The sequence below is a fragment of the Mycobacterium sp. TH-M106 genome, from assembly GCF_057473765.1.
In genome coordinates this window covers 1-13,393 of sequence record NZ_JBYCLE010000188.1, presented here as the reverse complement: position 1 = coordinate 13,393, position 13,393 = coordinate 1, and the positions used below count along the sequence as shown (strand labels likewise).

Here is a 13,393-nt window from a genome sequence, read left to right as displayed (position 1 = left end):
GCGGTGATCGAACGGCTGGGCCGCTACAGCCGCACAGTCAGCGGCCAGTTGACGCTGTTGGTGCCGTTCATCGACCGAATCCGCGCCCGGATCGACCTGCGGGAGCGGGTGGTGTCCTTTCCGCCCCAGCCGGTGATCACCGAGGACAACCTGACCCTGGCCATCGACACCGTCGTCTACTTCCAGGTCACCAATCCGCAGGCGGCGGTATACGAGATCAGCAACTACATCGTCGGCGTCGAGCAGCTGACCACCACCACGCTGCGAAACGTGGTCGGCGGCATGACCCTGGAGCAGACCTTCACCTCGCGTGACCAGATCAACCGGCAACTGCGCGGCGTGCTCGACGAGGCCACCGGCCGCTGGGGGCTGCGAGTGGCCCGCGTCGAGCTGCGCAGCATCGACCCGCCGCCGTCCATTCAAGCGTCGATGGAAAAGCAGATGAAGGCCGACCGCGAGAAGCGGGCGATGATCCTGACCGCCGAAGGCCAGCGGGAAGCAGCGATCAAACAGGCCGAGGGGCAGAAGCAAGCCGAAATCCTCACCGCCGAGGGTGCCAAGCAGTCCGCGATCCTGGCCGCCGAAGCCGATCGGCAGTCGACGATGCTGCGTGCGCAGGGGGAGCGGGCGGCCGCCTACCTGCAGGCGCAGGGGCAGGCCAAGGCCATCGAGAAGACGTTCGCCGCGATCAAGGCCGGCCGGCCCACCCCCGAGCTGCTGGCCTACCAGTATCTGCAGGTGCTACCGGAGCTGGCCCGCGGCGAGGCCAACAAGGTGTGGGTGATACCCAGCGACTTCGGTTCCGCGCTGCAAGGTTTCACTAAGCTGCTGGGTGCGCCGGATGCAGACGGGGTCTTCCGGTACCAGCCCGCACCGGTAGAAGAGGATCTGCCCCGGCCAGAGGACGACAGCGCCGAGGTCGCCGACTGGTTCACCACCCAGACCGATCCGGCGATCGCGCAGGCTTTGGGCGAGGCTATCGCCAAAGCCGAGGCTGACGCCCGCAAGCCGGTCGAAGGTCTGGTGACCCCGCCTGAGCTCGACTCGGGGAGGAGCTGATGAGCGCCCTGACATCCCGGCGGACCTATGTCGCGCTGGCCGCGTTCGAGGCCGGCGACGCGGTGGCGTGCGCCATCCCGCTTCCGTACATCGCCACCGTGATGGACAGGCTAGAGGTGCCGACCGCAATTCGACCGGTGCTTCCCGTGGTGAAGGCTGCCGCCACACTCGGGCTGCTGTCGGTGTTCCGGTTTCCGGGACTGGCCCGACTCACCACCGCGATGCTGACGCTGTATTTCGTGTTGGCCGTCGGTGCGCATGTCCGGGTGCGCGACCGCATTGTCGACATGATTCCGGCGGCGTCGTTCCTGGCGGTGTTTGCCGCGATGACGGTCAAAGGTCCGGATCGGGCTGCTCCGGACCCGACCTAGCCGGGTCTATCCGGTGCGGGCACCCCGATCGCTGGGAGTGGTCGCCTTGTAGGCATAGGCGGCGATGACGCCACCGAGCACCTCGGCGACCCAGTAGACCCAGAGGAACTTCCAGCAGAACAGGCCCGGCAGCATCAGGCCCAAGGTGATGGCGGGGTTGAACGACGCACCGGAGATGCCGCCGACCGCCACCACGCCGACCGTGACGATGAAGCCGATGGCCAGACCGTAGAAGCTGTTGCCCTCGGTGTCCTTGCTGGTGGCGGTGTGCAACACGATGTAGCACAGTGCGAACGTGAACACCAACTCGGCGACGAAGGCCGCCCCGACCTTGCCGCCCAGGTCAGCGGCTGCCTCGCCGAAGTACTTGTCGCGCCACAACGCGAAGCCCACCCCGAAGGCCGCGAGCGCCCCGAGCAGTTGCGCGACGATGTACGGCGCGAGGTCGCCGAGCGGCAGCGCACCGCGCAGATACGCCGCGATCGAGACCGCCGGGTTGACGTGGCCGCCCGAGACGTGGCCGGCGGCGTACACCATCACCATCAGCGCAGCCCCGATGCCGAGTGCTGACCCGGCCATGCCGCACCCAGGATTCGCGACGATACCGATCACCGCGAAGGTGAACACGAACGTGCCGATCAACTCGGTCAGGTACTTGCGTGCCGCGGCACTCCGATCAGCCATTTGCCCCTGTCCTTTCAGCGCTTGAGCCCTTGCTGGTCGGACTCTAACGAGACGTCGGGGCTTCGGTGGCGTTTTCCACCCGAGCGGGTGAGTCAATCGGCAGCGGGGACGACGACCGGGCAGACGATCCCGGGAGCCCGCCGAATTCGCCGGTCCAGTGTCACCAGGGGGCGGATTCGTAAGGCAGTAGCGCTGGCGCGAACAGATCCGCGCTGACCAGATGTGCGGTCGCCCACCGACCGTCGCTGCCGGAATCCAGCAGCACTGCGACCACCGCGGACGCGTCGCAGACGACGCCCTTGACCACCGGCGTCACCGGCGGTCGGTGTCTTTGGCGCCGAGGATGTCCCTGGCATCCAAACGAGCGCCGGTGGCATCGACCCGTGCCCGGGCGCGGGCAATGACATCGGCGACGAGCGGCTTGTCCACGGTCGTCACAAGCAGGTTCCGCAGATACTCCTGCAGTGACTGCCCGGCGCGGGCAGCTCGGGCGGCCAACTCGTCGCGGACCGCATCGGGAACATCGCGAACGGTGATAGCGACCACGCCGGCACCTTAGCTGTATCGCAGGTGATGTAGCACTGCAGCGTGCTGGTATGGGTTGAGAACACCCGGCACCGGCGTATGTTTGCCGGGGAGGCCGCCGATGTCGTCGTCAGGACAGTCGTTGAAGCCGTTGTCCACCACCGCGACCGAGCTGTTGGGCATCGACTATCCGATCGTGTCCGCGCCGATGGCCGAAGTTTCCGGCGGCCGACTCGCCGCGGCGGTCAGCAACGCCGGTGGGCTCGGTCTGATCGGCGGCGGCTACGGCGACGAAACGTGGCTCAACCGCGAGTTCCGTCGTGCCGACGGTACGCGGGTGGGCTGCGGATTCATCACCTGGTCGCTGGCCGGCCAGCCGGAACTGCTCGACCTGGCACTGGCATATCGTCCGGTGGCGGTGATGCTCTCGTTCGGCGACCCTGAGCCGTTCGCCGGCGTGATCAAGTCCTCGGGTGCGCGGTTGATCTGCCAGGTCCAAGACCTTGACCAGGCCGACCGTGCGCTGCAGGCGGATGCCGACGTGCTGGTGGCGCAGGGCAGTGAGGCCGGCGGGCACGGCTACGGCCCCCGTACCACGATGACGCTGGTACCCGAGGTCGTCGATCTGGTCGCCGACCGCGGAACCGGGACACCGGTGCTGGCAGCGGGCGGCATCGCCGACGGCCGCGGGCTGGCAGCAGCACTGATGCTGGGTGCGGCGGGTGTGCTCTGCGGCACTTGCTTCTACACTGCCGCCGAAGCCCTGACGACCGCGCAAGCCCGCGACGTCGTCGCGGCAGCCACCGGCGACAGCACCTGCCGCACCGATGTCTACGATGCCGTGCGCGGCTACCGATGGCCGGCGGGGCACAGCATGAGCGTGCTGCGCAATGCCTTCACCGACCGCTGGCACGAATCCGGCGTGCGTGGCGGTGTCGACGGCGACCACGTCATCGCGCAATACCGGCGGGCGGTCGCCGAACGGGACTACACCCTCGCCAATGTCACCGCGGGCCAAGCCGTCGGCTTGATCCACGCGACCGCGCCGGCGGGCGGCATCGTGGCGGCGATCGCCGATCAGGCCGTGACCCTGCTGGGAAGGTCTGGGAAGGTGAGCTGATGTCGACGAAGACGCGCTCGTGGTGGGGATGGGGCAACGTCGAGGATGCCGTGCGTCCCGACGAGCGAGACGCGATGCTGCGCCGAGTCCGACAGCTGTTGCCCGACGCGGACCTGACGCTGCACCAACCACCCGCCGTCGAGAGCCTCGACATACCCGAGCCGCGGGTGAACGCGCCGGCGCCGCTGGCCGCAATCGCCTCGGTCGATCCGTCAGATCGGCTGCGGCACAGCCACGGTCAGGGGTTCCGGGACGTGGTGCGTTGCCTGATGGGGCGCGTCGACCATGTGGTGGATCTGGTGCTGCGGCCGGCGACGGACGACGACGTCGTCGACGTGCTGGACTGGTGCACCGCCGCGCGGATCGCGGTGATCCCGTTCGGCGGCGGCAGCTCGGTGGTCGGCGGGGTCGAACCGCGGTGCGATGGTGACTACCCCGGCGTCGTCGCACTGGATCTCACCGCGATGGACCGAGTGCTCGAGATCGACACGGTCAGCCGCGCGGCGCGGATTCAGGCCGGCGCCCTCGGCCCCGCACTGGAGGACCAGCTCCGCGGCGCCGGCTACACGCTGCGGCACTTCCCGCAGTCGTTCGAGTTCTCCACCCTCGGCGGCTGGCTGGCCACCCGCTCCGGTGGGCACTTCGCCACCGGCTACACCCACATCGACGACCTCACCGAGTCGATGCGGATCATCACCCCGTCGGGCGTCAGCGAATCGTGGCGGCTGCCCGGCTCTGGGGCGGGCCCGTCACCGGATGCGATGTTCCTCGGTTCGGAGGGCACCCTCGGTGTGATCACCGAAGGGTGGATGCGCCTGCAAAGCCGGCCGCGGTGGCGTGCCGCCGCCTCGGTGACCTTCGCCGACTACACCCGGGCCGTGGAGGCAACCCGAACACTGGCGCAGTCGGGTCTGTCTCCCACCAACTGCCGCCTGCTGGACCCGACGGAGGCGCTGCTCAACGCCGGCACCGCGACAACGGGCGGTGTGCTGGTGCTCGGGTTCGAATCCGCCGACCACCCGGTGCAGCCGTGGATGAGCCGCGCGGTGGAGATCGTCACCGACCACGGTGGCACACTCCCCGACCTGCCCGACGGAGTGCGCTACAGCGACTCCGCCGACACCAACCCGGCCGCCGGCGCGGCCGGCGCGTGGCGAACGTCGTTTATCCGCATGCCCTACCAGCGCGATGCGCTGGCGCAGCATTCGATGATCGCCGAAACCTTTGAAACCGCTTGCACCTGGGACACTTTCGACGGCCTGCGGGCTGCGGTCACCGACGCCGCCACCCAGGCCTTGGCCGCGGTCGGTGTCAGCGGGGTGCTGACCTGTCGGTTCACCCACGTCTACCCCGACGGGCCGGCACCCTACTTCGGTGTCTACGCCGCCGGCCGGTGGGGTAAAACGCTCGGTCAGTGGGACGAGATCAAAGCGGCGGTGTCGCAGGCACTCTCCGAGCAGCGGGCGACCATCACCCACCACCACGCCGTCGGCCGGGACCACCGCCCCTGGTATGACCGGCAGCGTCCGGAACCGTTCGCGAAGGCGCTGCGCGCGGCCAAACAATCCCTCGACCCCGCCGGTGTCCTGAATCCGGGTGTCCTGATCGATCCGTAGCTGCGCCGCATCATGATGCGGCGATGTATGATGCATACATGCGAACTACCGTCGATCTCCCCGATGACTTGCACAAACACGTACATGCCATCGCCCGGGACACTCATCGCACCCTTAGTGAGACGGTCGTCTCCCTGATGCGCCGCGGGTTGGAACCCCCCAACGCGGCGCCGATATCCCCGAGCCCACGAACAGGCCTGCCCGTGGTGAGCCTTGGCACCGTCATCACCTCTGAAGACGTCCGGTCGCTGGAGGATGAGGAGTGACGACGCTGCTGGACGCCAACGTGCTGATCGCGCTCGTGGTCTCCGGTCACGTCCACCACGACTCGGCCGAGGCGTGGTTCACCGCAATGCGCACGTCATTTGCGACGTGCCCGATCACCCAGGGGAGTCTGGCGCGGCTGTTGGTCCGGCAAGGCCAGCCAACCGACTCGGTTCGGGAAATGGTCAACACGATCTCCGGCGATTCGCGGCACGAATTCTGGCCTGACACCATCTCGTATGCCGACGTGGAACTCACAGGTGTGATCGGGCACCGCCAGGTGACGGATGCCTACCTGGCGCAACTGGCTCGAACGCGCGGCGGGCGGCTGGCCACTCTCGACCAGGGCCTCGCCCAACTACACAGCGATGTCGCCGTGCTGGTGCCGCAGCGGTGAGTGTGAGCTGCCACTTCGGTGCCCGCGCACTTCGTAGATCAGCAGCGCCACCCCGACGAAGGCTGTGCCCACCGACACCAGAAACAACAGCGGACTGACCTCGCCGGTGAGCGCGTCGCCGAGGATCACCACAGCGGCGGTGCCGGGGAACAGGCCGGCCAGCGTGGCCAGCGTGTAGGGCAGCACCCGCACAGCCGACGCGCCGGCGGCGTAGTTGATCACCGAGAACGGGATGGCCGGAATCAGCCGCAGCGATACCACCGCCGGCCAACCGCGTTGCCGCAGCCTCGTATCCAGCGCATCCACTCCGGGGTGGCGCACCAACCGGCTGAGCTGCCAGCCGACAGCCCGGATCAGCAGCAGTGCGGCCAGGGCGCTGAGCGCACTGGCCAGTACCGCCAGCACGATGCCCAGCCACGGGCCGAACAGCAGTCCGGCGGCCAGCGTGAACGCGGTGCGCGGAAACGGGAACACCGTGACGACGACGTGCGTGGCCAGGAAAACCAGTGGGAACCACGCGCCGGCCGACGCAGCCCAGTCACGCAACTGCACGGCGGTGGGCACCCGGACCAGCAGCGCCGCCGTGACCAGGATCGAGATCGCGGCGGCCGTGATGACGAGCCTCCACACGGCGATCTGGCGGGCGATCTCCCGGAGGGTTGGGGCAGCCACGCTGGTCAAGGTTACGGGCCGCGCCGGCGGTGAACGGCCAGCGTTACCGCGGTGGCGTTTCACCGGCGCTGACGCCCATCAATTAGCCTGGTCATCGACCAATCCATGCTGCGACAAAGGGGGCCGCCGGTGTCAGTGCAGGTGCCCGTCGGATTGGACCAGGCGCGCGCCCGCTGGCGGACAGCGGTAGCCGCGGTGCTGGCCAAAAGCTTGCGCCGTGACCCCGACGAACTCGTCCTCGAAACCGGGGGGGAACCCGAACGGCTGCTGGACACGCCGGCAGAAGGCGGGGCCGGTCCGGGCGGGATCAGCATCCGTGCGCTCTACACCGCGTTCGACGCGCTGCCGGAGCGGCCGCTGCCCGGTCAGTGGCCCTACGTCCGGGGTGCCGACGCGCTACGCGACGTCAACACCGGCTGGAAGGTCGCCGAGGTGTTTCCGGCAAACGGCGCAGACGGTAACGCCTCGGCTGGCGAGATCAACGGTGCGCTGCTGCGTGCGTTGACCGAAGGGGTCAGTGCACTGCGGCTGCGCATCGGATCCGGCGCGGTGTCGCCCACTGACATGGATCAGGTGTTCGACGGTATCTACCTGGAGCTGGTCCCGGTGGTGCTGGACGCCGGAGCTGATTTCACCGCGGCCGGCGACGCGATGCTGGCATTGATCGAGAACATGGACCCGGCCAGACGTCAGACGCTCTCGGTCGACTTGGGCGCCGACCCGCTAACCGCGTCGCTGAGCGGACTCCCCGCACCGTCGACCGAAGAGGTGGCCGCGGTGGCGTCCCGGGTCGCCAGCCGTCGCGGTGTGCGGACGATCAGCGTCGACGGGCCGGCGCTGCACAACCTGGGCGCCACCGCGACGTGGGAGCTCGCTGGGACTCTTGCCGCCGCCGTGGCATATCTGCGGCTGCTCGGCGAATCCGGGTTGTCGGTCGCGGATGCCTTGCAGCAGATCGGCTTTCGTTTTGCGGCTGACGATGACCAGTTCATGACGATCGCCAAGATGCGGGCCGCGCGTCAACTCTGGGCGCGGGTGGCCGAAGTAGCCGGCGAGCCGGACAGCGGGGCGGCCGTCGTGCACGCCGAGACGTCGTTGCCGATGATGACCCAGCGCGACCCGTGGGTGAACATGCTGCGCACCACGCTGGCGGCATTCGGCGCCGGGGTGGGTGGTGCGGACACCGTGCTGGTGTGGCCGTTCGACACGGCGATCCCCGGCGGGCTGGCGGACACTGCACCCGGATTTTCCCGGCGGATCGCCCGCAACACGCAGCTGCTGCTGCTGGAGGAGTCACATCTGGGCCGGGTGCTGGATCCGGCTGGCGGATCATGGTTCGTCGAGGACCTCACCGAGCGACTGGCACAGCAAGCCTGGTCGCACTTCCAGCACCTGGAAAAGCACGTGTCCCGCGGCGGTTTCGCCGAGGCGCTGCGTTACCTCGCCGAGCGGATCGCCGAGACCTCTTCGCGCCGTGCCGACGACGTCGCGCACCGTCGCACCGCGATCACCGGGGTCAACGAATATCCCATTTTGTCCGAACCCCCGTTGCCCCAACCGCAGCCCCGACCGACGGGTGCGGTGCGCCGCTACGCCGCGGAGTTCGAGGCACTGCGGAACCGCTCGGACGCCTACCTCGCCCGCTGTGGGTCGCGCCCGCACGTCTTGCTGTTGCCGTTGGGCCCGCTGTCCGAGCACAACGCCCGAGCTGTGTTCGCGACCAACCTGTTGGCGTCCGGTGGCATCGAGGCGACCAACCCGGGACCCGTTACTGCCGACGGCGTCGCGCAGGCGGTTTCGGAGGCGGGATCGCCGAGGGTGGCGGTGTTGTGCGGCACCGACGCCCGCTACGCCGTCGAAGCCGGTGCCGTCGTTGCGGCGGCGCATGCTGCCGGGTTCGCCGAGGTCTGCCTGGCCGGCCCGGAAAGCGCGGTCGCCGATACCAGGCCCAGGCCGGACGTTTTCTTGACCACGAAAATCAATGCGGTGCAGATGCTGTCGGATCTGCTCACCCGACTGGGGGCCTGAACCGATGACTGCGAGCACCACGGCGATCCCCAGCTTCGCCGACGTTGCGCTGCACGGCGAACGTCACTCGGAGCCGGTCACCACCGAGGCCGCTGTGAAGCACATCGCCGCCGCGACGGCGGCGCACGGATACACCCGCGATCAGCTGGACTGGCACACCCCGGAAGGCATTGCGGTCAAACCCGTCTACATCGCCGCAGACCGGACCGCCGCCGCCGACGACGGCTATCCGCTGCACAGCTTTCCGGGTGAATCACCATACGTGCGCGGGCCGTACCCGACAATGTACGTCAACCAGCCGTGGACCATCCGCCAATACGCCGGGTTCTCCACCGCGGCGGATTCCAACGCGTTCTACCGACGCAACCTGGCTGCCGGTCAGAAGGGCCTGTCGGTGGCGTTCGACCTGGCCACGCACCGCGGCTACGACTCCGACCATCCACGGGTGCAGGGCGACGTCGGGATGGCCGGGGTGGCAATCGATTCCATCCTCGATATGAGGCAGCTTTTCGAGGGCATCGACCTGTCCGCGGTGAGCGTGTCGATGACCATGAACGGTGCGGTGCTGCCGATCCTGGCGCTCTACGTGGTGGCTGCCGAGGAGCAGGGTGTGCCGCCGGAGAAGTTGGCCGGCACCATCCAGAACGACATCCTCAAGGAGTTCATGGTCCGCAACACCTACATTTATCCGCCCAAGCCGTCGCTGCGGATCATCTCCGACATCTTCGGCTACACCAGTGCCAGGATGGGAAAGTTCAACTCCATCTCGATCTCCGGCTACCACATGCAAGAGGCCGGCGCCACAGCGGATTTGGAGCTGGCGTACACCCTTGCCGACGGGGTGGAGTACATCAGGGCGGGCCTGAGTGCGGGCCTGGACATCGACACGTTCGCGCCACGGCTGTCATTCTTCTGGGGTATCGGGATGAACTTCTTCATGGAGGTCGCAAAGCTGCGCGCCGCCCGGCTGCTGTGGAGCGAGTTAGTCGGCGAATTCGAGCCGCGGAACCCCAAATCTACATCTTTGCGCGCCCATTCGCAGACCTCGGGGTGGTCGCTGACCGCGCAGGACGTCTACAATAACGTCGCCCGAACTTGCATCGAGGCGATGGCCGCCACCCAGGGTCACACCCAGTCGCTGCACACCAACGCGCTAGACGAGGCGCTTGCGCTGCCCACCGACTTCTCCGCGCGGATCGCCCGTAACACCCAGTTGCTGCTACAGCAGGAGTCCGGCACCACCCGCCCGGTCGACCCGTGGGGCGGTTCCTACTACGTGGAGTGGCTGACCCATACATTGGCCGAGCGCGCTCGAACGCACATCGCCGAGGTGGCAGAACACGGCGGCATGGCGCAGGCCATCAGCGATGGGATCCCGAAGCTGCGCATCGAGGAGGCCGCCGCGCGCGCGCAGGCCCGCATCGACTCCGGGCGACAGCCGGTGATCGGGGTCAACAAGTACCAGGTCGATCCGGTTGACGAAGGTCACCCGGTCGAGGTGCTCAAGATCGAAAACAGCCGGGTGCGGGCAGAACAGCTGGCCAAACTGCGGCAACTGCGCGCCGAGCGGGACCAGGCGGCCTGTGATGCCGCGCTGGCCGCGCTGACTCGCGCAGCGGCGGCTCAACCGTCCGCGCGCGCCGGGGGTGCGGCCGAACCGGGCAACAACCTGCTGGCGCTGGCCATCGACGCTGCCCGTGCCAAGGCCACAGTGGGGGAGATCTCCGACGCTCTGGAGAAGGTCTACGGGCGCCATCGGGCGCAGATCCGTACCATCGCCGGGGTCTACCGCGACGAGGTGGGGAGGGGAAGCATCAGACCACTTTCGGCTGTCACCGCACTGGTCGAGAAATTCGCCGAACTCGACGGCCGCCGGCCCAGGATCCTGGTTGCCAAGATGGGCCAGGACGGGCATGACCGCGGGCAGAAGGTGATCGCCACCGCGTTCGCCGACATAGGGTTCGACGTCGACGTCGGGGCGCTGTTCTCCACCCCTGACGAGGTAGCCCGTCAAGCCGCAGACAACGACGTTCACGTAGTGGGTGTTTCGTCGCTGGCTGCTGGGCATCTGACGTTGGTCCCGGCACTGCGCGATGCGCTGGTGCAGGTGGGCCGGCCCGACATCATGATCGTGGTCGGCGGGGTGATCCCGCCGGGCGACTTCGACGAGCTGTACGCCGCAGGCGCGACCGCGATCTTTCCGCCCGGCACGGTGATCGCCGACGCCGCAGTCGACCTGCTGCAGACCCTCGCCGAGCGGCGCGGCTATGACCTCGAGTAAACGTGAAGCAGCGGCCGGTGAACTCACCCCCGAGCTGGCCGAGTTAGCCGGGGCGGTGCGGGCCGGTGACCGCTCAGCCCTGCCGCGCGCCATCACCCTGGTCGAGTCCGTTCGTCCCGACCACCGCGAACAGGCGCAGCAGCTGCTGCTGGCGCTCGCCGGCGCGGCGGGAGGCGCCCAGCGCGTCGGTATCACCGGGGTCCCGGGGGTGGGCAAGTCAACCACCATCGAGGCGCTGGGCATGCAACTGATCGGGCAGGGCCACCGGATAGCGGTGCTGGCCGTCGATCCGTCGTCGACCCGAACCGGTGGATCGATCCTGGGCGACAAGACTCGCATGCCGCAGCTGGCGGTGCATCCGGACGCCTACATCCGGCCCTCGCCGACCTCGGGCACGCTGGGCGGGGTTGCCAGGGCCACCCGGGAGACCATCGTGCTGCTGGAGGCTGCCGGATTCGACGTGGTACTGGTCGAGACCGTCGGTGTCGGGCAGTCCGAAGTGGCGGTGGCGGGCATGGTCGACACCTTCGTCCTGTTGACCCTGGCCCGCGCCGGCGACCAGTTGCAGGGACTCAAGAAGGGTGTGCTCGAGCTGGCCGACGTCGTGGTGGTCAATAAGGCCGACGGTGAGCATCTGGCCGAGGCTCGGGTGGCTGCCCGGGAACTGTCCGCGGTGATCCGGTTGATCCATCCGCGCGAAACACTTTGGCGACCACCAGTTTTGACGATGAGCGCGATCGAAGGAGATGGGTTGAGCGAGTTGTGGGACACCGTGCAGCGGCACCACCGGGTGCTTATCGACAGCGGCGAATTCCAGGCACGCCGCCGCGCTCAACAAGTCGACTGGACCTGGCAGCTGGTCCGCGACACCGTGTTGGAGCGGGTGCTGTCCAATCCCGAGGTTCGCAGACTGCGAGCCGACATCGAACGCCGAGTCGCGGCCGGGGAATTGACCCCGGCTCTAGCCGCCCAGCACATAGTTAAAGCGGCGTCTGGCTAACGGTTAGATAACTTTAATTCAATTTGCTGGACCGCAGAGTAGATTTGTTGCTATGGGCCAGCTTGAGGCAGCAATGAGGCGGCCGGGCCGTGGTGACCGGCGCTGGGCGCTTCCGCCCGGCGTGCACGGTGCGGCGGACCGCAGCTTTGCCTGGGCGGTGCGCAGCTTTGCCGCCATGTTCCCCGGGCGCCGATTCGGCGGCGGCGCGCTGGCCGTGTACCTCGACGGCCAGCCCGTGGTCGATGTGTGGACCGGCTGGGCTGACCGGCGCGGGCGGGTGCCGTGGTCGGCAAATACCGGGTCGATGGTGTTCTCGGCAACCAAAGGCATGGCTTCTACTGTCGTCCACCGGCTGGTCGACCGGGGGATGATCGACTACGAGAAACCGGTAGCTGAGTACTGGCCTGAGTTCGCCGCGAATGGCAAATCGATGATCACCGTCCGTCAGCTGATGCGGCACCGGGCCGGCCTATCGCATCTGCGCGGTGCCAGCAGAGAAGACTTGCTGGACCACATGCTGATGGAGCAACGGCTAGCGGCTGCACCGGCCCGGTACATGCTGGGCAAACCCGCATACCATGCGTTGACCTACGGTTGGCTGATGTCGGGGCTGGCCCGCGCCGTCACCGACAAGGGCATGCGGGAGTTGATCCGCGACGAGCTGGCGGCACCGCTGAACACCGACGGCCTGCACCTGGGCCGGCCACCGGGCGGTGCCCCGACCGGCGCGGCGCAGATCATCATGCCGCAGAGCAGGTCGGCGAACCCGATCTTCGACTATCTGGCCCCCAAAATCGCCGCACTGCAGTGCAGCGCCGGCTTTGGCGCCATGTACTTCCCCCGCGCCAGAACCGTGGTGCAAGGCGACATTCCACTGCTGGACACCGAGGCTCCCGCGGTCAACGGGGTGGCGACGGCTCGCGGGCTGGCCCGGATGTACGGCGCGATAGCCAACGGCGGGCAGATCGACGGTGTCCGGTTCCTTTCGCCGCAGGTAGTAGCCGGCCTCAGTGGCCGGCCGAGTCTCCGCCCGGACGGCAACCTGGTGGTGCCGTTGGCGTTCCATCTCGGCTACCACGCCGTGCCGGTACCCGGCGTGATGCCCGGCTTCGGCCACGCCGGGCTAGGCGGTTCCCTCGGCTGGGCCGATCCGGCCGCCGGCCTGGCGTTCGGATTCGTGCACAATCGGCTGCTGACACCGCTCGTGGTGGCCGACCAGGCCGGGTTCATTGCGATCAACGCCCTGATCCGCGCCGGCTGCGCGCTGGCCCGCAACCATGGTTTCGCGCCGGTCGCAGACTTCGGCGCCCCGTTCATCGAAGTGGGCGCGGCCGCCGGATAGGCGGCTAGGTAGGCGGCGACCCGCTGCGCCCGGC

Annotated in this window: 14 protein-coding genes; 10 read left to right on the top strand and 4 right to left on the bottom strand. The window is 68.2% G+C overall.

Annotated elements, in window-relative coordinates:
• On the top strand, positions 1 to 1,059 hold a 1,059-nt coding region (locus AC2VOP_RS06580), incomplete at its 5' end, for an SPFH domain-containing protein (protein ID WP_486960212.1).
• The gene (locus tag AC2VOP_RS06575) at positions 1,059 to 1,430 is read left to right on the top strand and encodes a DoxX family protein (RefSeq protein WP_486960211.1); all 372 of its coding nucleotides are present in this window, start codon (positions 1,059 to 1,061) and stop codon (positions 1,428 to 1,430) included. The genes AC2VOP_RS06580 and AC2VOP_RS06575, both read left to right, overlap by 1 nt.
• Positions 1,431 to 1,436: 6 nt before the next feature.
• Here the strand turns inward: AC2VOP_RS06575 and AC2VOP_RS06570 are convergent, their stop codons facing one another.
• From AC2VOP_RS06570 to AC2VOP_RS06560, 3 genes are all read right to left on the bottom strand, one after another.
• Complete coding sequence (locus AC2VOP_RS06570) at positions 1,437 to 2,114, bottom strand: MIP/aquaporin family protein (RefSeq protein ID WP_486960210.1); 678 nt, start codon at positions 2,112 to 2,114, stop codon at positions 1,437 to 1,439.
• Positions 2,115 to 2,274: 160 nt separating this feature from the next.
• Positions 2,275 to 2,430 carry a hypothetical protein gene (locus tag AC2VOP_RS06565; RefSeq protein WP_486960209.1) on the bottom strand — a complete coding sequence of 52 codons (156 nt, stop codon included), beginning with the start codon at positions 2,428 to 2,430 and terminating at the stop codon, positions 2,275 to 2,277.
• Positions 2,427 to 2,660: a FitA-like ribbon-helix-helix domain-containing protein gene (locus AC2VOP_RS06560; protein ID WP_486960208.1), complete on the bottom strand. Its 234-nt coding sequence runs from the start codon at positions 2,658 to 2,660 to the stop codon at positions 2,427 to 2,429. The genes AC2VOP_RS06565 and AC2VOP_RS06560 overlap by 4 nt, the downstream gene beginning before the upstream one ends.
• Positions 2,661 to 2,760: 100 nt before the next feature.
• Here AC2VOP_RS06560 and AC2VOP_RS06555 point away from each other — a divergent pair, with 100 nt between their 5' ends.
• From AC2VOP_RS06555 to AC2VOP_RS06540, 4 genes are read left to right on the top strand one after another with little or no spacing between them, the layout of a single operon-like run.
• Positions 2,761 to 3,759: an NAD(P)H-dependent flavin oxidoreductase gene (locus tag AC2VOP_RS06555; protein WP_486960207.1), complete on the top strand. Its 999-nt coding sequence runs from the start codon at positions 2,761 to 2,763 to the stop codon at positions 3,757 to 3,759.
• Positions 3,759 to 5,375: an FAD-binding oxidoreductase gene (locus AC2VOP_RS06550; protein WP_486960206.1), complete on the top strand. Its 1,617-nt coding sequence runs from the start codon at positions 3,759 to 3,761 to the stop codon at positions 5,373 to 5,375. The genes AC2VOP_RS06555 and AC2VOP_RS06550 overlap by 1 nt, the downstream gene beginning before the upstream one ends.
• A 38-nt stretch (positions 5,376 to 5,413) precedes the next feature.
• Positions 5,414 to 5,641 (top strand): antitoxin, encoded by a 228-nt coding sequence (locus AC2VOP_RS06545; RefSeq protein ID WP_486960205.1) that lies wholly within the window; start codon positions 5,414 to 5,416, stop codon positions 5,639 to 5,641.
• Positions 5,638 to 6,036: a TA system VapC family ribonuclease toxin gene (locus tag AC2VOP_RS06540; RefSeq protein ID WP_486960204.1), complete on the top strand. Its 399-nt coding sequence runs from the start codon at positions 5,638 to 5,640 to the stop codon at positions 6,034 to 6,036. Before AC2VOP_RS06545 ends, AC2VOP_RS06540 begins: the two co-directional genes overlap by 4 nt.
• Here AC2VOP_RS06540 and AC2VOP_RS06535 read toward each other — a convergent pair.
• Complete coding sequence (locus tag AC2VOP_RS06535; protein WP_486960203.1) at positions 5,998 to 6,717, bottom strand: TVP38/TMEM64 family protein; 720 nt, start codon at positions 6,715 to 6,717, stop codon at positions 5,998 to 6,000. The two genes, AC2VOP_RS06540 and AC2VOP_RS06535, sit on opposite strands and share 39 nt — an antisense overlap.
• A gap of 120 nt (positions 6,718 to 6,837) precedes the next feature.
• Here AC2VOP_RS06535 and mutA point away from each other — a divergent pair, with 120 nt between their 5' ends.
• The 4 genes from mutA (at position 6,838) to lipL (ending at position 13,359) form a co-directional block, all read left to right on the top strand.
• Positions 6,838 to 8,736, top strand: coding sequence for a methylmalonyl-CoA mutase small subunit (mutA, locus tag AC2VOP_RS06530; RefSeq protein ID WP_486960202.1), 1,899 nt, complete (start codon positions 6,838 to 6,840; stop codon positions 8,734 to 8,736).
• A gap of 4 nt (positions 8,737 to 8,740) precedes the next feature.
• Complete coding sequence (scpA, locus tag AC2VOP_RS06525) at positions 8,741 to 11,017, top strand: methylmalonyl-CoA mutase (protein ID WP_486960201.1); 2,277 nt, start codon at positions 8,741 to 8,743, stop codon at positions 11,015 to 11,017.
• The gene (meaB, locus tag AC2VOP_RS06520; protein WP_486960200.1) at positions 11,004 to 12,017 is read left to right on the top strand and encodes a methylmalonyl Co-A mutase-associated GTPase MeaB; all 1,014 of its coding nucleotides are present in this window, start codon (positions 11,004 to 11,006) and stop codon (positions 12,015 to 12,017) included. The genes scpA and meaB overlap by 14 nt, the downstream gene beginning before the upstream one ends.
• A gap of 73 nt (positions 12,018 to 12,090) precedes the next feature.
• Complete coding sequence (gene lipL, locus AC2VOP_RS06515) at positions 12,091 to 13,359, top strand: esterase/beta-lactamase LipL (RefSeq protein WP_486960213.1); 1,269 nt, start codon at positions 12,091 to 12,093, stop codon at positions 13,357 to 13,359.
• The last annotated feature ends 34 nt before the right edge of the window (positions 13,360 to 13,393 follow it).